We start from the raw sequence: 17,843 nt of genomic DNA, 5'->3' as shown, positions 1-17,843 counted from the left end.
CCGCGATCGTGCAGGGCAACGGCAGCTGGAGCAGCACGATCACGCTGAACCAGGGCGGCAACTCGCTGACGGCCCGGGTGAGCGATGCGGCCGGCAACACCGCCACCAGCAGCGCGGTGATCTATACTGTGGGCGTGCCCGGCGCCATTCTTGGCGACGCTGGGGACAACACCCTAACCGGAACCGCCGGGAACGATGCATTCGAGGGCTTCGGCGGTAATGACATATTCAACGGTTTGTCCGGTGTCGATCGAGCGGTCTATGTCGACGCGACCGGGGGCATCACCGCAGATCTGACGGCCGGGACCGTGACGGGTCCGGGTGTCGGCACCGACACTTTGATCGGGATCGAGGCCATCCAGGGCAGCAACTTTGCCGATCACTACTCGGCGGTCGGCTTCAGCGGAAATTCCGGGGTGCCTGGTACGCCAATTGGCTTCAACAGCTTCGAAGGCATGGCGGGAGATGATATCATCGTCGGCACTGTCAATCCTTCCGGAGAGGTTCTGACCCGTATTTCCTACGTCAGTGCGACAGCGGCAGTCATCGTTGATTTGGCCGCGGGCACGGCGAACGGCGATGCGTCAGTCGGCAGCGACACCTTCACTAACGTCAATTCAGTCATTGGGTCAGCATTTGGAGACACGCTGCGGGGCAGCGACAATCCCAGCGGGACCTTCGAGCAATATGATGGTCGCGCCGGCAACGATCTGATCGACGGCCGTGGCGGTTACGATTTCGCCGTCTACAACAACGACCTCACCACAACCACCGGCATCACGGTCAATCTTGCGGCAGGACTCGTGACCGGCGATGCGACGATCGGCACCGACACGCTGCGCTCGGTGGAGGCCGTCCGCGGCACTAAATTTGCCGACGTTTATGACGCCACCGGCTTCAGTAGCACGAGCACGAATGCCGGATCGAACGGAACCTTCAACGACTTTGAAGGCATGGGCGGCAACGATACCATCATCGGCAACGGCAATACCCGAATTCAATTTACGCAATCGACCGGTGGCGTTACCGTCGATCTCCTCGCGGGCACGGCAATCGGCGATGCCTCGGTTGGCACTGACACGTTCACCGGCGTCAATGCCGTCATGGGCTCGATGTTCGCCGATACTTTTTTGGGAAGCAGCGCCAATGAGAACTTCATGGGACTTGCCGGCGATGACTTCATCGACGGAAAAGGTGGCTTCGACACCGCGCAATACGCCAACCTGACATGGACGACCGGTAGCATCAGCGTCCACCTTGCGGCCGGAACGGTGATCGGTGATGCCTCGAGCGGCACCGATACACTGCATTCAATCGAAGGTATTCAGGGCACCAATTTTGCCGACACCTTTGACGCCACGAATTTCGGCGTCAGCGGCGCTATCGATCCTGCCACCGGCCTTCCCTATGCCAACGTCGGTAACAACGGCACCTTCAACCAGTTCGAGGGAATGGGTGGCAACGACACCATTACCGGCAATGGCAACACACGTCTGATCTACAGCAATGCCACCGGTCCCGTGACGATCACTTTCGCTCTCAATAGCTGGACCAGCACCACCAGCGGCGCGTCGGGCACCGTAACCGGCGATGGGTCTGTAGGCACCGATACCTTCTCGGGCATTGGCTCGGTGTCAGGGTCGTCATTTGCCGATACCATCACCGGCTCTAACAATCCTAATGGTACAGCGGAAGATTTTGCCGGTCGCGGCGGCAATGACTTCATCGACGGCAAAACTGGTTTCGACAGGGCGTACTACAACAACGACGGTTCTGCGTCAGGTATTCAAGTCGATATGGCTTCGGGCGTGGTGACCGGCGACGCTTCGATCGGAACAGACACTCTTCGATCAATTGAGGCGATCCGTGGGACCAATTTCGGCGATACTTATGTCGCAACCAGTTTTGGCACCTCCGGAGCAAATGCCGGCGACTTCGGTGCTCTCAACGAGTTCGAGGGAATGGACGGCAATGACACCATTACCGGAAACGGCAATACCCGTATTGCATTCTACAGTGCTCTGGATGGGGTGACCGTCGATCTTGCCGCCGGCAATTCCCACGGGACAGCCTCCGGTGACCTCGCAGGCACCGGGACAGACACGTTCACCGGCGTGAATGCCGTCCGTGGTTCGTCCTTCGCTGACTTCATTTTCGGCGATGCCGGCAACAACACGTTGGATGGGCAAGCAGGAAACGACGTGATCCAGGGCCGAGGAGGTGCCGACACGTTGATAGGAGGAGCGGGAAGCGACCAATTCGTCTTCGCTGCGGTGTCCGACTCCACGGTTGCAAATCACGATACGATCAGTGATTTCGTTCACAGCGCAGACATCATCGACACCTCAGCGATCGCGGAAGTGACGACCGTGCAGGGCTTGCTAAGCGGGAGCACCCAAGTCGCTGCGCACAGTATCGCGTGGATTCAAAGCGGCGCGAATACAATTGTGTACGTCAACAGCTCGACCACGGCTCAAAACCAAGGATCGGCGGATATGGAAATTGTCCTGACCAGCGTAAATGCGAACACTCTGACCAGTCAGGACTTTCTCTTCCACATCTAGAAGCGGGATTTCTTGCTCATCGAGTGCGATTCGACGTTGCTAGGAACCCGGCGGCGCGCTGATCATTTTCAACGCGCGTTGAGCGCGGCCAGTTCGCCAATGCGCCTCCAAGCTTGTCGATCAGCGCGGGGCTCAAATATATGATCGGGCGCTTACGTTAAGCGTGATGTGTGCCGCGTGGAAGCGCTGGATTGCAAGGTTGCTTCAGAGTCTCGCATATCCGATCCCAGGCAACGCACATTGGACGGCGAACGTGATGCCGCGACCCTTCGATCAGACGCGCCAGTCACCACCGGCCGATCGCCGACGATGCGCCGCAGTTCGCTTGCAAGCAGATCCACGACTTGCCGCTTTTCCTTCTCCATGTCGTACTTGTCATAGACCTCAGTGACGTCCCCGTTGACGTGATCCAGCAACGCCTTCACGTCTGGCCGAGGCGCACCCGCGCGGCGGGCAATGGTCGCCGCCGTGCGCCTTAAGTCATGAGCAGTGAAATGCTCTAATCCGAGAAACTCCCGGATGCCCGTGCGGTCTTCTGTCTTGTCGCCGACCTTCTTTCCGTTCTTCTTACCGGCCAAGGCCTGTGAGAGGGACGCCCTCGCAATCGGAACGTCGCCGTCGCTGAACTTCGACGGGAAAACCACGGTTTGATCGTCGTCCCTGATGGCTTCCTTGATCACCTCAACGGCCAAGTCAGACAGCGGAACGATCACCTCGCGCCGTTTCTTCACTCGGTGGCGCGGCATGCTGTATTGAGCGTCGTTATCGCCATCGATCCCAATCAACTCTGCGCACTCCATCAGCGCCGCCTGATATGGGCGGACCATCGTCGTCAAGATCGTCTTCAAGGCCAACGCCACCTCGCGGTCTGCCGGCAGGTCTGGATGATCGAGCCCCCACCACAACGTTTTGACTTCATCATCGGTCAGCACGCGATCACGCGACTGTTCCTTGCCGCCCCGGCGATCGAGATCAGCGAGGGGGTTGGTCTGCATCAGCTTTCGGCCGGGCTGCTTCGCCCAGCTGAACATCTTGTGCAGTACCGATTGCGTTCGGTTCGCACTCACGGGTGCAGTCTCTGCGATCTCATCCAAAAGCTCGGCTGCCATGTCATCGGTCACGGTGGCTGCCGGCAAGCGTCCCCAGGCTGCTCGGGTCCGCTTCAGATAATGCTGATCGTTCTTCCACGAGTCCTTGTTCGGCTTCGCGTACTGCTCAATGTACTGATCGGCCAGCTGATCAAAGGACAGCTCCTCTGCATTGGCCGCCTTCCTTCGTTCTGCACGCTTCCTCGCGCGGGGGTCCTCGTCGCGGGCGATTTCCTTCCGATGATCCCCAACCCTGCGCTTGGCGTCGGTCAGTGTGATGTCATCATATGGACCGAGGACGAGGGTCACGGTCTTGGCGAGGATCGGTGACCAGTACTTGAAGGCGAAGGTCTTCGCGCCATTCTTGGTGACCCTCAGGTAGAGGCCGGGGCACGAACTGTCGGCCAGTTCGATGCGGTCTTTTCCGGGAGGGCACTTCGCTGCTTTGATCGCACTGTCTGTGAGTTTGGGCATCTGTGAACATTGCTTGAACTACCGCCCTAGTCCCGTGCGATCCTTGCCCCAGGGCAAGGAATTGTCGGGATAGGGTGGTACGTCGTGAGACGGTGATGGAGGTTAAGTTGTTGGATTAACTTTGGAAGTTGATCCTAGCATGTCTCATCGTGTTCTGCAAATGTTCTCAATTTTTCGCCTGGGAGACTAGGGGTCGGAGGTTCAAATCCTCTCGCTCCGACCATTTTTCCAAATCATCTGTCGGGTGGATCGAGGGGCGGCGTAGCGCTCGCTCCCGCCGAGGACGCATGCGCGACGATCGGTAGCGGGTGGCCGCTTCGGTGGCCGGCAAACTAAAATGCCGAAAACAACCCCCATGCACAGTAGCGAAGTCATTGGCAGGATGATGTTTTTCCGAAGCGATTTGACGCGTCGGGCAAAACAGGGGCATGATGTCATCGTGCCGGCCTGTGGAGCTTAGGGAACGTCGGCTTCCCTAGGAGCGAACGTGCTGAGGATTGACGCCCAGCTACAATCGATTACGGCGGCGACCAGCGCCTCCTTGCTTGGAAAATATTGGTAGAGCGATCCGACGCTGACGCCGGCGATTTCGGCAATCCGGTTGGTGGTGGCCTTCAAAACCTTCGCAGACCAGAATGCGGACGGTTGCCTCGCGGAATCGGGAAAAAATCAGCGCTTCGCACGCAATTCGTCGATCTCGTATCGCAGCAGTTTGTTTAGTGAGCGGCAGACGTCTACGATCCTTCTTGCGCATTTGGCCTTACCCACATTCGACTACCTAAAGGGTACCCATGACTGTAGCCAATATCGATCTAGGCGGCCTTAGCGAACAGGATTTGCTTAATCAAATAGCGGCGGGTGTGCCTGAAGGCGTGCTGGTGGATTATAAGCGTTCGACATACGGACGCACAGACAATGACGTAAAGGAGTTCCTAAAAGACATCTCATCGTTCGCCAATACGTCCGGTGGTCATTTGATAATTGGCGTTGACGAAAAAGATGGCATTCCTACCCAAATCGTTCCAGTGGTGGGCAGCGTTGATCAAGAACTTCAGCGTCTCGAAAATCTCGCTAGAGACGGCCTAGAGCCCAGAATACCGGGAATCCAGATGAGAGCTGTACCTGTCACTGGCGGATCTGTTTTCGTAATTCATGTTCCGAAAAGCTGGAATCCACCTCACCGCGTCAGCGCGCGAAATACAAATCGTATCTATGCGCGAAACTCGGCGGGAGCGTTCGAACTCAGCGTCGAAGAGCTTCGCGTACTTTTCACTTCGGCGGCCAGTGCAGCTGATCGAATGCGTGCGTTCAGGGCCGAGCGTCTGGCTAAAATTGAAACAGGGGCAGCAATAGAAACGCTAGCCCAAGACCTCGGGAGAGTGGTTTTTCACCTTGTCCCTTTGGCGTCATTCGGACTGGGTACAGGTATCGACCTCGAGCGAGCTCGTGCTCTAAGCGAGCATCTACGACCGATGGGCGGTGTCATGGGGTACAGTCCCGGCATAAATTTTGATGGCTTTGCCAATATCAATCACGGGAGTGATGGACAGTGCTGGGCGTACACACAAATTTTTCGAAACGGAATAATTGAAGCAGTGAAGGTGCGCGCGGCAATGAAACGTGGCGACTCATTGCTGATTCCGACGCTTGATTTTGATCGCTACGTTTTAGAGGTAATGCCAAAATATCTCTACGCTTTAGAGACTTTGAATATCGCTCCACCGATTGTCCTGATGTTGACGCTTCAAGGCGTGCGTGGCGCGCGGCTGGGAATTAGTTCTGATTCATTGGAAGATGTGGGCCAAATCAAACAATCTACGCTTGAACTCCCTGAGATTGTGATTGAACGCTACGGGACTGCTATCGACTATCAACGCGCGATCAGGCCAGCATTTGACGCGATGTGGAATACGGCCGGATTTGTGCGATCCCGCCATTTCGACAAAAACAACAACTGGGTGGGTTCGAGTTAGGCTGGTTGGAACATTTGATGCTCTTGTCGCCGGGCAAACCGCGCAAAAGTAAACAAGGATCAAAATGACAAAAGCAACAAACGATGGCAACAAATGGCTCGCGAAAATACTCGCTGCTCACGGCTTTCGAAACAACACGCCTATTGAGGGCATCCACGCTGGCACGTGGCCTAAGAACGCGAAAGGGGAGTGGGCCGACCCTGCCGAAGTTATCGTGACTACAGTTGACGGTGGCGAAAAAATACCGTGGGATTCCTGTTCACGAATTTCCGATCCTGAGATGAAGGAGATGAACAAGGCCGTGGTCGATAACATTTATTCGCTGATGTCTTTGCTTGAAGAGTTCAGTGCATTTCCCTGGACTATGGAAGTGCCTCGCAATTGGGACGAGGCGAAGCATGCTCCATGGTATAAAGTGGCTAGGAAGGACATGCTAAAAGGCCAGAACCAACCGTGATGTTGCGCCATAGCGCAATGTTCCAAGAAGCCGAGCTTTGAGGTGCAATGATGCCCGTGATTTGAAAAAGAGATATAAACTTCTTTGTGTTTCACTGGATTTCAGGACGTTTCAATAAAATAGGCTGGGAGACTAGGGGGCGGAGGTTCAAATCTCTCGCTCCGACTGATGCGTAGCCGGATTCTAGGGCGTCCGGATTTCAACCAAAGTAATGCTGCTTGGGTGCAATGGCTACTCAACCAGTTCGATCGCAGAAGCGGCCGACCGAGGGATTTGACGGATGGCGATATACAATCCGGGCCCGCGCATGACGCCTAACATCTCGGCCTGGTTCAGCCCCGCGTTGTGTGCGTCCGCCTCGATCGCGCTGACGCAGATGAAGGTGGCCAGCCCAGGATCGATCCTGCGCATCTCCTTGCGGTGGCTTTCGAGATCGGCGCGCACGAGGGTGTGGATCTCGCGGTTGAAGGCTTCGACGTCGGGGAGCTGCCCGGTGCGTTGGATCTGCTCGGTGAGCACGCGGTGTAGTTTGGGATCCATGTGGTGGGCCTTGCTCGCGACGGTGACAAGACGGTGCACCGCTTTCGCGGAAGGGCGACAGGCGCGTGCGATAATTTTGCGTGCGGTGGCTTAAGGCGTGATCGTCATCACAAAGCGCGCCGCCTCAGTGGGTCTGGCGCTAGCACTGCCCGCGCAGAGGGAGAAGGCAGCCCCCGGGCGTTTCCTCATGTATCAGTAGTTTTGCGGGACCTCAGGCGTGGCCCTTGATCTCGTAGTGACCCGGCACGCATTTGTAGCGATCGAGCCGCCAGTTGGCGTGGTAGATCGGATGCTCGCCCATCCATTTCGCCAGCGGGGCCTGTGCCCCGATCGCGCACTGCATCATCGACATCTCGGGCGTCATGTTGCTGTCGGTCACGATTTCCTCGATGCAACTGCCTGAGCTGGCTGCACTCAGCCGGCAGAGCACGGCAACGACGGTCACGAACATTCCAGTCACCTCATCGGTAGTTTCTGACCACGAAGAGGATGCAAGCGGAGTGCCAGAGCCTGTGACGCAAACAACACGCTGGCCTGGCCGACTCGACCCAGCGTCCGGATTGAAGATTCGGATTGTAAAAAGATTGCCCTTAAACCGAAGCCGGGCAAATACGGGGAACCGGGTGAGCGATAAGCGCAGGAATGTTGAATTCCGGGGGCAGCGCCGCGCCTGTGGCGCTTCACAGGCCGCGCGCAGCCGGTAGGCTCGGAAGCACCGTGGGCACCCGCCAAAAGAGCGGGACCGCCACAAGGGATATGGAAACGCGAGGGCAGACCATGAAGGCACGACCGACCGGCGTGATCCCGCCGATGACGACGCCGTTCCGGAAGGATGGCGAGATCGACACCACGCTGGTGGCGCCCCAGGTCGACTGGATGATCGGCGCCGGCGCGCATGGCGTCGCGGCCGGCGGCTCGACCGGCGAAGGGCACACGCTCGATCACGAGGAATATCGCGACCTGATGGAGGCGACGGTTGCGGCGGTGAAGGGACGCATTCCCGTCATCGCCGGCATTATCGTCGATTCCACGCGCGATGCGATCCGCCGCGGCAAGCTGGTGCGTGACATGAATGTCGCCGCGCTCCAGGTCACGCCGGTGCATTACCTGTTCAAGCCGGACGACGAGGCGATGGTGGCGCATTTCCGCGCCATGGCGGATGAGACCGGCATGCCGATCATCATCTACAACGTGGTGCCGTGGTCCTATCTGTCGCCGGCGCTGCTCACACGGATCATGACGGAGGTGCCGCTGGTCGTCGGCGTCAAGCAGAGCGCGGGGGATCTGAAACTGTTCGCGGACCTCATGATGATGGCGCCGGACAAGCTGATCTACAGCGCGGTCGATGCCCTGATGTATCCGTCCTACACATTGGGGGCTCATGGCTCGATCGCCGCGATCCTGACCGCGGCGCCGCATGCCTCCGTTGCGCTGTGGGATGCGGTGAAGGCGGGCGACCATCCGCGCGCGCTCGACCTGCACAAGAAGCTGCTGACGCTGTGGAACGCCGTCATCGCCGACAATCTGCCGGCCTGCACGCGCTATGCGCAAACGCTGCAGGGCCTGCCCAGGACTTATCCGCGCGCGCCGATGCCGGAGGCCTCGAGCGCGCAGCAGGCGGCGATCCGCAAGGCGCTGGACGGTCTCGGCGCGTTGAACGGGCCGCGCGTCGAGGCGGCCGAATAGTCCGCGCCCCGAAATAACCGATGTCGAGCATGGCAGCGCCGATCCGCTTTTACCTGCGGATGCGGCGCTGCTACATTTTGAGCGCGCTCCGATGCGCGGCGTAGTCATGAAGAAACATACCGACAAGGGGAGGGGCCGAAAGTCCCATGAAGGATTTTGCAGGAAAGATCGCCGTCATCACCGGCGGCGGCACGGGAATGGGACGCGAGCTCGCGCGGCAGCTCGTCGCCGAGGGCTGCAATGTCGCGATGTGCGACGTCTCGGAAGCGGCGATGGCCGAGACCAGGCGGCTGTGCGAGGTCGAGACGCTGCCGCAGGGCCTGCGCGTCACGACCCACGTCGCCGACGTCTCGATCGAGGATCATCTGAAGCGCTTTCGTGACGAGCTCACTGAACAGCAGAAGACCGACCGGATCCATCTTCTGTTCAACAACGCCGGCATCGGTGGCGGCGGCAGCCTGTTCGCCAACACGCGCGAGCAGTGGGAGCGCACCTTCAACATCTGCTGGGGCGGCGTCTATCTCGGCGTCCGCACCTTCCTGCCGATGCTGGTCGCGGCGGACGAGGCCCATATCGTCAACACCGCGAGCGTCAACGGCTTCTGGGCCTCGATCGGCATGAACCAGTCACACACCGCCTACAGCTCGGCGAAGTTCGCCGTGAAGGGATTTACCGAAGCGCTGATCAACGACCTCCGCCTGCACGCGCCGCACGTCAAATGTTCGGTGGTGATGCCCGGTCACATCGGCACCTCGATCGTATCCAACTCGCGCAAGGTGCAAAGCGCCGACGGCTCGGACCGGCTCAACGCCGACGAGGTCGCGCTGACCCGCAAGCGCATGGTCGCGGCCGGCGTGCCGGATGCCGACAAGATGTCCGACGAGGACATCCAGGCGGTGTTCGCCGAGCGCGCCCGCAGCTTCCTCGAGGATGCGCCGACGACGGCGGCGCAGGCCGCCAAGATCATCCTCGACGGGGTCAAGGCCGAGCGATGGCGCATTCTTGTGGGCGAGGACGCAAGGCGCCTTGACGAGCGCGTGCGCGCCACGCCGGAGCAGGCCTACGACCGCGCCTTCTACGAAAGTTTTACGGCGGAGGTCGGCTGGCGGCTCGGCTGAGGCCGTCAACGAGCGCGCGCCGACATAGGTATGATGAACATCATGGCAAGAGGCGCGCGGTAATTTTACGTGCCACCTCCTGCCAGTGTTCTTTGCCAGTGTTCGGCCACTCATGACGAATTGGAATGTCACACATGCGACGCGTCCATGCGTTCAAGCGATGGTGATCTCGAACGCCTCTCATTCGGTGCACGGCAGCTTGGTCACGGAACCAAAATAGTTTAGTCAGTCATGTGTAAGGCGATGACCAGAGCGTAGCTCCCGATGATACCCGCATGCCTCTCCGACGACTGGATCCTTTGCCCGGAGCGAGAGGACATCTCCGCTGAATTCACGCGGCTCCTCACCGCGGCCCAGGAGGGCGGCGCCACGATCGCGGAATGCCTGATGATCGCGCGGCAGCTGAAGCGGGGCGACGACCAGTCCTGGCATCGCGAGTGGAAGAAGCTGGCGCAGGCCAATCGGCATCGTGCCGAGGCCGCGTTCGCGGAAGGTCACAGGGCGACCGCACAGCGCAACTGGCTCCGCGCCATGAATTACTACAGTGCGGCCGCAATGCCGCTCGATCAGGCGGACGAGCGCCGCTGGGTCGCGATCCTCGCGATGCAGGATTGCGCCCGCCGCTTCCTCGCGGCGCGCGACCCGGCCGGGGAAGTCGTGACGATACCCTGGCTCGACGGACATTCGTTGCAGGGCTATTTCCTGCCCGCGCCGTCGGGAAGCGTGCGAGCCCCGACCGTGATCTGCATCGGCGAGCCCGGCCACCGCAAGGAGGAGTTCCTGTTCAAGCTCGCGCCGCATGCGCGCGAGCGCGGATTCTCGCTGCTGGCGCTGGACCTGTTCGGCGACCAGCGCGACGATTATCTCGACGCGCTGTTGCGGCGCCGGGATCTCGAGAGCTCGATTCCGTGCGTCATGGACTATCTGGAGACGTGCAGCGACGTCGATTTCGAGCGCGTCGCGATCGTCGCCGATGGCTGGGGCTCTTCCTTCGTGGCGCGCGCGGTGCTGCAGGAGCCGCGGCTTGCCGCCGCCGTCTGCGACGGCGGCCTGTGGGATCTGCACGAGCGCGCCTTCTTTGCCAGCCGATTCGCGATGAGCGACGTCAGCATCGTCCCGGTGCCGCATGCCCCGCTGATGGCCTCCAGCGCCGACTGTCCGGTGCTGATCACGCTGGGTGAGGACGGCTGGCTCAAGGCCGATCGCGCGCGTCAGATCGTCCAGACGTCCCGGCTCGGCAGTTCGGATGTCATGCTGAAGGTGTTCACCGCGGCCGAAACCGGCGCGGCGCAGGCCCATGCGGACAATCCGAGCCTCGCCAATGAATACATCTTCGACTGGCTCGAATCGCGGCTCGGCGCCGCGGGGCGCATCTAGCGCATTATCAGTTCTGATTGAATCAGAACCGAAGCTCCAGATTCTTGTTTTGACGCGTTTTATTCACGCGAACCGGTATCCACTTCGCTCGAAAACGCTCTCAGCGACCGTTGCGTCAGAAGTCGAGGGTCAGGCGGACGCAGGCCTTTTCGAGACGGGTCTTCAACATGGCGAGCTTGGTGGTGAATTCCGTCAGCTCTTTCTCGTCGAACTCCTGGAAGACGAATTCCTTGATGGTCTTGTACTGCTCGTTGAGGCTCGTCAGGTGCTTCTGCGTCTTCTCGGTCAGGGACAGCCGGACCACCCTTGCGTCGGTCGGCGAGGGGCGACGGCGCAACAGGCCCTTCTTCTCGAGCAGCTTGGACTGGGTGGTGACGAACGAGGGATCGACGTGGAGGAGCTTGGAGACGACGTTGACCGGAATGCCGTCGTCCTTGTCGAGGTCGGAGATCGCCATCAGGATCAGCCATTGCGGTCCGCTGATGCCGAGCGTCCTCGCCCAGAACTGACGCAGCTCCTCCAGATACATGTTGATCGACGATATCTCCCAGGTGAAGCGCCTGATGATATCCAGGTTGCCGACGGAGCGGAGGCGCGCCCCTTCTTTCCTCGTGGCTGACACAGCGTCACTCCTGTGATCTGACTTGTTTGCGGCCGGTGTCCTGCAACCCATAGTCCACGCAAGCCTGCTCTGACGCAAGTGCAGAGCAGGGTAATTTTGTCACTAAAATTACAAAGATGATCAGCTCAGCAGAATCGCCCAATTGGGGTGTTGCAAGCGAGGCACAGGTTTAGCGAAACCACAAAGCTTACCAAATAAACTATTTTGATTAGGGGAACGGCGCAGGCATATTGCTCCGTGACGGTGGGGGGTACTCGATCGTCCCGTTGCAGGTGGTTCGCTCACGTCCCTCGCGTCGAAAGCGGGTGTGTCCGAAAGCGCAAAGCGGCCGAGCGGATTTGAAAAGGCGGGGATCTGGGGGGCCTCACGGTCCGGTCTTCGTAAAATGAGCAACTTGGAGGTTTTATATGAAAGTGGTGAAGAGCCTTTTGCTCGGCACTGCGGCGGGTCTGATCGCCGTCGGTGGAGCCCAGGCGGCCGATCTTCCGGTCAAGGCCAAGGCGGTCGAGTACGTCAAGATCTGCACGCTGTATGGCGCGGGCTTCTACTACATCCCGGGCAGCGACACCTGCATCAAGCTGGGCGGCTATCTGCGTGCTGAAGTCGCGCTCAATGCCGGCGGCAACTACAGCGCCCAGTACAACGGCGTGTTCGCGGCCAACAACCGCCTGACCAACTACTACTCGATGCGCGCTCGTGAAGACCTCAACATCGACACGCGCACCGCGACCGAGTACGGCGTGGTCCGCACCTATTTCGACGCGGTCTTCACCTGGACGACCGGCAATTATGTCGGCACCGGTTCGGGAACGGGCGCCACCCAGTACAGCGGCACGCTCGGCCTCAACGCTGCGGGCACCGGCCTCGTCGGCTCCTCAAGCGGCAACGTCAACGGCACCGACGGCAACCTCTCGGGCGGCGCGCTCGGCGTCTACTACGCCTTCATCCAGTTCGCCGGCTTCACCATGGGTAAGGCCGTGTCGCAGTTCGACGCGCCCTGGATCAACTATCCCGGCAACAACTTCGACCAGCTCGTCGGCGGCAGCGGCACCACCAACGGTGTCACCCAGTTCACCTACACCGCTGACTTCGGCCAGGGCGTGACGGCTGCGTTCTCGGCGCAAGACCAGACGCAGGTCTTCCAGACCAACATCTGGAACACTGCCGGCATGTCCACCACGGGCGTTCTCGGCGGTGCTTACGGCTCGAACGATCTCGGCGGCACCCGGTCTCCGGACCTCGTCGGCATGGTCCGCGTCGACCAGGCCTGGGGCCTGTTCCAGGCGTCGGTTGCGGCGCACGACAACCACGTCGCCTACTACGGCGCGTCCGAAGTCACGGGTCATCCGGAAGACAAGTGGGGCTGGGCGGTTCAGCTCGCCTTGGGCATCAAGAACATCCCGACCGGCGCAGGCGACGTGATCAACATCTCGGGCGTCTACACCGAGGGCGCGAGCCGCTACAACTTCCAGGAGCTGGCAGCGACCAGCTACTCGATGTTCGGCGGTTCGGGCGGCGCGTATCAGAGCATCGGCTTCGCCGGCGTGTCTGACGCGGTGTTCGCTCCCGGCGGCGGCCTCGAGCTGACCAAGACCTACGGCTTCCGTGGTGCCTACACCCACAACTGGAGCCCGTACTGGAACTCGGCGCTCTACGGTGCGTGGGCTGCGGTCAACTACAGCGGCACGGCCAAGAGCCTGATCTGCGGCAGCGCCGCGTTCGCGACGCTGACCGGCACCTGCAACCCGGACTTCAACATCGGCCAGATTGGTGTCATCACCCGCTGGACCCCGGTCAAGAACCTGACCTTCTCGGCTGACTTCACCTACAGCCACCTTGACCAGAAGTACTCGGGCGTGATCACGACGCCGGCGCTCACCAGCGTTGCCAAGCCTGCGGCGACGTACGAGCTGAAGGACCAGGACACCTACAGCCTGCTGCTGCGCGCTCAGCGCAACTGGTAAGCCCAAGGTCTTCGGATCTGACACAGCAGCCCCGGCGGGACACCGCCGGGGCTTTTTTACGAGGTGGTCTTTCGGAAAATCCGGCAGCCTGTGCGGGCGACGAAGACGAGCCATGCGATTCGACCGCCTCAAACTTATTTACTTACCTGAGTTACTAAGCTATATAGCTTTCAGCCGACTACGAAAGTTGCGGCTCTTAGCTTCACGCTAAGCCTCCAGAAACCTCCGGCGATGCCCCGCCGGAGGTTTTCAATTTTGGAGCTCGGTTTCATCCGCGCATGACGCGCGCGCGGGAATTCGGCCGGTAGGCGAGGCGGCTGTGGCCGGCGCAATAGGACTGGCCGTCGGGCGCGGAGTTGCCGCAGAAGCAGAAATCGTCTGCGCCAGGCGTCGAGATCGGCCAGCGGCAGCGATTCTCGGCAAGCTCCAGCAGCGAGCAGCGATTGGCGTCGTCGATCGGACCGGTGACCATTGGCGCACCGGCCTCGCCATAGATCGTGGCGAGCATCTCGTATTGCAGCCGCGGCACGGCCCGCGACGTGCGCGCAGGCGCCAAGCCCCTGTCCTGAACCTTGCGGTCGTCGATGGTCCGGCCGCGCGTCAGATTGAGGCGGGACAGCTTGCCAATCACGGCGTTGCGGCTGACGCCGATATCGGCTGCGATCTCGCGGCAGGACAGGCCGGCCTCGAAGTGCCGCTTCAGCAGTTCGATTCGTTCGTCGGTCCAAGTCTGTGAAGAACAAGTCTGTGAAGAAGTGGGTGAGAGAACAGGCATGTGTAACGGTCCCAGGTTGCAGATGTCGGCCATCCGCCTCTCGAGATCCGTCCGCCTCACGTTCGGCGCGCGCTCACGTCCTGCCATTGTCGCGAATCGACAAAAGCCCGTCCTTGATGGCGAGACGGATGCCTTCCTCGATCAATGTCCGTGCGACGCCGGGAACGCTGGTGCCGTGGGTGCCCTGTCTCACCAGCTTCTCCAAATAGGTGATGGTCGAGAGCGCCAAGGTTACGGGGATGCGGTCAGTCTCGGCTTTTTCGGTGGCCATGGCCGAACGCTAGCCTCTTACTCGGGTACATAAAAGTAACGATTAAGACTCTATTTAGGTTCGGTGGGCGAAGTCAAATCCAGATCCTGGTCATTCTTTAGATTGTTGAAATCGCTGTAGAAAATATCCGAATCGCCGTACGCCGCGCCGGTGTGCCGGGCGGCGACGGAGCTGGACGTGGGAAGCGGGGCGGGCCGACCTAGCCGTGCACGATCGCCTTTTCGATCATGCAATGGATGCCCTTGGAGCCGTTGACGGTCTGGGTCACCCGCAGATCGGCCGCGAGGCTGCACAGCGTATAGGCGTCCTCGCGTGACAGGCTGCGCCTCTCGCCAAGCAGCACGATCATGTCGCGCAGCGCCCGCACCGCGCACTGGTCGAGATCGGGATCCATCGCCATGGTCATGTAGTGCGTCGGCGTTTCGCCGCGGGGATAATCGAGCCTGAGGTCCTTGCGCAGCGTCAGGCGGAAGCGGCCCTGGAGTGCGGTCTCGATTGCGGTGACGCAGACCTCGCCGTCGCCCTGCACACCATGGCCGTCGCCGCAGGAGAACAGCGCACCGGGAACGAATACAGGCAGGTACAGCGTCGCACCGGCGCCAAGCTCCTTGTTGTCGAGATTGCCGCCCATGGCGCGGGGAACGAGCGAAGAGATGCGGCCCCAGGCCGGCGGCGGCGAAACGCCCATCACGCCGAAGAACGGCTTGAGGGGCAGGTCGAGCCCCCACGGCATGCGGCCGACCATCCGCGACCGGTCGAGCGGGATGTTCAGGATGCGCGTCTCGTGGAAATCGTCGGGCAGGGTGCCGGACAGCGGCTTGATCATGTTCCAGCCCCAATCCTGCCGGAGCTGGACATCGAGGATCTCGACCGCGAGCACGTCACCGGGCTCGGCCCCCTCGACCGCAATCGGTCCGGTGAGGATATGGCCGGGCAGCATGCGCTCGTTTTTGGCATGAACCTCGAACATTTCGGGGGGAATGTGAAACTTGTTGCGGTCGGGCAGCATGTCCGGACCGCCGCTGATGGTGTCGATCGTCACCTCGTCACCGCTTGCGACGGTGAGGACGGGCTCAAGCTTGGCTTCGAAAAAGCCCCAATGACAGGTCTCGGGGCTGGAATGCAGGTGGTGATGGGTCATGTGGCTGGTCCGTCCGGTTTCATCGCCCGGGCTTGACCGGGCGATCGATCCTCTTTCAAGAAGATTGAAGATGGACGGGCCGGTCAAGCCCGCGCGTGACACGATCATTCCAGCGAGGCTCCCCTGTACTTCGTTCTTTCCAAGACCATCGGCACCGCGCTGCTGCCGATCAATCTCCTGGTCGAGCTCGGGATCCTGTCGCTGCTGCTGATGGCGACGCGTTTTGCCGCGCTCGGCCGCAGGCTCGCGGTGACCACGCTGGTCCTGCTGGCGCTGGCTGCGTTCTCGCCGCTCGGCAATCTGCTGCTCTATCCGCTGGAGGCGCGGTTTCCGGCATGGGACCCGGCGCGCGGCGCGCCCGACGGCATCATCGTGCTCGGCGGCTCCGTCGACACCGATCTGTCGGCGGCGCATCGCACGCCGGTCGTCTCGCACGCGGCCGACCGCTTGTTTGCGCCGGCCGAGCTCGCGCGCCGTTATCCCAATGCGCGCATCGTCTTCACCGGAGGCACGGCGAACCTCGTCGACACCGATTCCAGGGAAGCCGACTACTCCGCGCCGATCCTGGAAAGTCTCGGCGTCCCGAAGGAACGCCTGATCCTCGAGCGCGATTCCCGCAACACCTGGGAGAATGCGATCTTCACCAGGCAATTGGTGTCGCCGAAGCCGGGCGAACGCTGGCTCCTGGTCACGTCGGCCTTTCACATGCCGCGCTCGATGGGGATCTTTCGCAGGGCCGGATTTGACGTCGAAGCCTATCCCGTGGACTGGCGAATGGGCGGGCGTGACGATCTCTTCACCTTCACCCGCATCGGCGGCGACGGTCTTGCCAGGACCGAGGTGGCGGTGCGCGAATGGATCGGTCTTTTGACTTACCGCATCATGGGACGAACCGGCGAGTTGCTGCCGGGGCCGGGCAGGGATTAGAAAAGGACAGAACGAGGACTGCGAAACAAGAACACAGCGCCGGCGCGCGACCGCCGGCCGGGAGGACGCCATGCAACAGCAGAGTGCAGACAGCATCGATCTTGCCGGCCTCGTCGCCGATCTCAACAGCCTGCTGCGGCTGAAGACCACGGTGATCGGCATGAAGCTGTTCGCGCGGGTCGCGGACATGGAGGCGATCCCGAAAATCCGGCGGCCGAACGCGATCCACACCACCGATCAGATCGTCAGCATGGCCGCGCGCCTGGGCTGGACCGTGGGCATCACCGCCGACGATCTCGTCGGCGCGCAATGCCGCGCCGTCATCGGCCTCGCGCCGCAGGACGAGAAATGGCTCGCCGGCGAAAACTATGTCGGGGTCTGGCACGGCACGGCGGAGGACGCGCGCAAGCGCCAGGAGGCGCTGGACCTGGTGCCGTTCGGGCAATACCAGGCGCTCGCGGTCAGCCCGCTGGCGAGCGGCCGGCTCGATCCGCCCGACATCTGCCTCGTCTATGCAACCCCCGGGCAGATGATCATCCTGATCAACGGGCTGCAATATACCGGTTACAAGAAGTTCGAATGGGGCGTGGTCGGCGAGACCGCTTGTGCCGATTCCTGGGGCAGAGCGCTCAAAAGCGGTGAGCCCAGCCTGTCCTTGCCATGCTATGCCGAACGGCGCTATGGCGGCGTGCCGGACGAGGAGATGCTGATGGCCCTGAAGCCGGAACATCTCGCCAAGGCGGTTCTGGGCATGAAGGCGCTGGCGAAGAACGGTCTGCGCTATCCGATCCCACCCTATGGTATTCAAAGCGACGTCCGTGCCGGCATGGGCGTGAGCTACGCGAAGAAGTAAAGTAAAGGCCGAC

The 17,843-nt window shown here is 60.9% G+C and carries 16 protein-coding genes and 1 pseudogene; 9 read left to right on the top strand and 8 right to left on the bottom strand.

All coding sequences use genetic code 11. The features are described from left to right. Positions 1 to 2,564: beta strand repeat-containing protein (locus QCM77_RS39530; protein WP_462804386.1), on the top strand; the 2,564-nt coding region annotated here is incomplete at its 5' end. A 152-nt stretch (positions 2,565 to 2,716) separates the two neighbouring features. Here QCM77_RS39530 and QCM77_RS39525 read toward each other — a convergent pair. Next, positions 2,717 to 4,126 carry a tyrosine-type recombinase/integrase gene (locus tag QCM77_RS39525; protein ID WP_280096452.1) on the bottom strand — a complete coding sequence of 470 codons (1,410 nt, stop codon included), beginning with the start codon at positions 4,124 to 4,126 and terminating at the stop codon, positions 2,717 to 2,719. A gap of 513 nt (positions 4,127 to 4,639) precedes the next feature. After that, positions 4,640 to 4,880, bottom strand: a pseudogene (locus QCM77_RS39520) (helix-turn-helix domain-containing protein); the annotation flags it as partial. A 37-nt stretch (positions 4,881 to 4,917) separates the two neighbouring features. Here QCM77_RS39520 and QCM77_RS39515 point away from each other — a divergent pair. Both QCM77_RS39515 and QCM77_RS39510 read left to right on the top strand, forming a co-directional pair. Continuing rightward, positions 4,918 to 6,099, top strand: coding sequence for an AlbA family DNA-binding domain-containing protein (locus tag QCM77_RS39515; RefSeq protein WP_280096451.1), 1,182 nt, complete (start codon positions 4,918 to 4,920; stop codon positions 6,097 to 6,099). Positions 6,100 to 6,163: 64 nt separating this feature from the next. Further along, a complete protein-coding gene (locus tag QCM77_RS39510; RefSeq protein ID WP_279668328.1) occupies positions 6,164 to 6,556 on the top strand; it encodes a hypothetical protein in 393 nt (130 codons plus the stop codon). 231 nt (positions 6,557 to 6,787) lie between these two features. Here the strand turns inward: QCM77_RS39510 and QCM77_RS39505 are convergent, their stop codons facing one another. Together QCM77_RS39505 and QCM77_RS39500 are read right to left on the bottom strand one after the other, a co-directional pair. Further along, positions 6,788 to 7,135, bottom strand: a complete 348-nt coding sequence (locus tag QCM77_RS39505; RefSeq protein ID WP_279668326.1) for a hypothetical protein — start codon at positions 7,133 to 7,135, stop codon at positions 6,788 to 6,790. Between the two features lie 172 nt (positions 7,136 to 7,307). After that, a complete protein-coding gene (locus QCM77_RS39500) occupies positions 7,308 to 7,547 on the bottom strand; it encodes a hypothetical protein (RefSeq protein WP_007611067.1) in 240 nt (79 codons plus the stop codon). A gap of 326 nt (positions 7,548 to 7,873) precedes the next feature. On the opposite strand from QCM77_RS39500, the gene QCM77_RS39495 reads away from it, so the two are divergent. From QCM77_RS39495 to QCM77_RS39485, 3 genes are all read left to right on the top strand, one after another. Continuing rightward, a complete protein-coding gene (locus QCM77_RS39495; protein WP_279668323.1) occupies positions 7,874 to 8,782 on the top strand; it encodes a dihydrodipicolinate synthase family protein in 909 nt (302 codons plus the stop codon). A 146-nt stretch (positions 8,783 to 8,928) separates the two neighbouring features. Continuing rightward, positions 8,929 to 9,900 carry an SDR family NAD(P)-dependent oxidoreductase gene (locus tag QCM77_RS39490; protein WP_279668321.1) on the top strand — a complete coding sequence of 324 codons (972 nt, stop codon included), beginning with the start codon at positions 8,929 to 8,931 and terminating at the stop codon, positions 9,898 to 9,900. A 264-nt stretch (positions 9,901 to 10,164) separates the two neighbouring features. Then, complete coding sequence (locus QCM77_RS39485; RefSeq protein WP_280096450.1) at positions 10,165 to 11,277, top strand: alpha/beta hydrolase family protein; 1,113 nt, start codon at positions 10,165 to 10,167, stop codon at positions 11,275 to 11,277. A 115-nt stretch (positions 11,278 to 11,392) separates the two neighbouring features. Here the strand turns inward: QCM77_RS39485 and QCM77_RS39480 are convergent, their stop codons facing one another. After that, positions 11,393 to 11,899 (bottom strand): MarR family winged helix-turn-helix transcriptional regulator, encoded by a 507-nt coding sequence (locus QCM77_RS39480; protein ID WP_279668318.1) that lies wholly within the window; start codon positions 11,897 to 11,899, stop codon positions 11,393 to 11,395. A gap of 407 nt (positions 11,900 to 12,306) precedes the next feature. Here QCM77_RS39480 and QCM77_RS39475 point away from each other — a divergent pair, with 407 nt between their 5' ends. After that, complete coding sequence (locus tag QCM77_RS39475) at positions 12,307 to 13,863, top strand: porin (protein ID WP_279668316.1); 1,557 nt, start codon at positions 12,307 to 12,309, stop codon at positions 13,861 to 13,863. 268 nt (positions 13,864 to 14,131) lie between these two features. On the opposite strand, the gene QCM77_RS39470 is transcribed toward QCM77_RS39475, so the two are convergent. From QCM77_RS39470 to QCM77_RS39460, 3 genes are all read right to left on the bottom strand, one after another. After that, positions 14,132 to 14,638: a GcrA family cell cycle regulator gene (locus QCM77_RS39470; RefSeq protein ID WP_279668314.1), complete on the bottom strand. Its 507-nt coding sequence runs from the start codon at positions 14,636 to 14,638 to the stop codon at positions 14,132 to 14,134. 73 nt (positions 14,639 to 14,711) lie between these two features. After that, positions 14,712 to 14,909, bottom strand: coding sequence for a hypothetical protein (locus QCM77_RS39465; RefSeq protein ID WP_007603456.1), 198 nt, complete (start codon positions 14,907 to 14,909; stop codon positions 14,712 to 14,714). 199 nt (positions 14,910 to 15,108) lie between these two features. Continuing rightward, a complete protein-coding gene (locus tag QCM77_RS39460) occupies positions 15,109 to 16,050 on the bottom strand; it encodes an acetamidase/formamidase family protein (protein WP_279668311.1) in 942 nt (313 codons plus the stop codon). Between the two features lie 159 nt (positions 16,051 to 16,209). Here QCM77_RS39460 and QCM77_RS39455 point away from each other — a divergent pair, with 159 nt between their 5' ends. Both QCM77_RS39455 and QCM77_RS39450 read left to right on the top strand, forming a co-directional pair. After that, the gene (locus tag QCM77_RS39455) at positions 16,210 to 16,977 is read left to right on the top strand and encodes a YdcF family protein (RefSeq protein ID WP_279668331.1); all 768 of its coding nucleotides are present in this window, start codon (positions 16,210 to 16,212) and stop codon (positions 16,975 to 16,977) included. A gap of 70 nt (positions 16,978 to 17,047) precedes the next feature. After that, positions 17,048 to 17,830 carry a DUF169 domain-containing protein gene (locus tag QCM77_RS39450; RefSeq protein WP_280096449.1) on the top strand — a complete coding sequence of 261 codons (783 nt, stop codon included), beginning with the start codon at positions 17,048 to 17,050 and terminating at the stop codon, positions 17,828 to 17,830. The last annotated feature ends 13 nt before the right edge of the window (positions 17,831 to 17,843 follow it).

Source organism: Bradyrhizobium nivariense, assembly GCF_029846695.2.
GTDB lineage: Bacteria > Pseudomonadota > Alphaproteobacteria > Rhizobiales > Xanthobacteraceae > Bradyrhizobium.
This window is presented reverse-complemented; position numbering and strand designations above follow the sequence as displayed.

Coding starts and splice junctions, on each gene's coding strand:
- QCM77_RS39525 (WP_280096452.1), bottom strand. CDS start 4,126: ATGCCCAAACTCACAGACAGTGCGATCAAAGCAGCGAAGTGCCCTCCC.
- QCM77_RS39515 (WP_280096451.1), top strand. CDS start 4,918: ATGACTGTAGCCAATATCGATCTAGGCGGCCTTAGCGAACAGGATTTG.
- QCM77_RS39510 (WP_279668328.1), top strand. CDS start 6,164: ATGACAAAAGCAACAAACGATGGCAACAAATGGCTCGCGAAAATACTC.
- QCM77_RS39500 (WP_007611067.1), bottom strand. CDS start 7,547: ATGTTCGTGACCGTCGTTGCCGTGCTCTGCCGGCTGAGTGCAGCCAGC.
- QCM77_RS39495 (WP_279668323.1), top strand. CDS start 7,874: ATGAAGGCACGACCGACCGGCGTGATCCCGCCGATGACGACGCCGTTC.
- QCM77_RS39490 (WP_279668321.1), top strand. CDS start 8,929: ATGAAGGATTTTGCAGGAAAGATCGCCGTCATCACCGGCGGCGGCACG.
- QCM77_RS39485 (WP_280096450.1), top strand. CDS start 10,165: ATGATACCCGCATGCCTCTCCGACGACTGGATCCTTTGCCCGGAGCGA.
- QCM77_RS39475 (WP_279668316.1), top strand. CDS start 12,307: ATGAAAGTGGTGAAGAGCCTTTTGCTCGGCACTGCGGCGGGTCTGATC.
- QCM77_RS39470 (WP_279668314.1), bottom strand. CDS start 14,638: ATGCCTGTTCTCTCACCCACTTCTTCACAGACTTGTTCTTCACAGACT.
- QCM77_RS39465 (WP_007603456.1), bottom strand. CDS start 14,909: ATGGCCACCGAAAAAGCCGAGACTGACCGCATCCCCGTAACCTTGGCG.
- QCM77_RS39460 (WP_279668311.1), bottom strand. CDS start 16,050: ATGACCCATCACCACCTGCATTCCAGCCCCGAGACCTGTCATTGGGGC.
- QCM77_RS39450 (WP_280096449.1), top strand. CDS start 17,048: ATGCAACAGCAGAGTGCAGACAGCATCGATCTTGCCGGCCTCGTCGCC.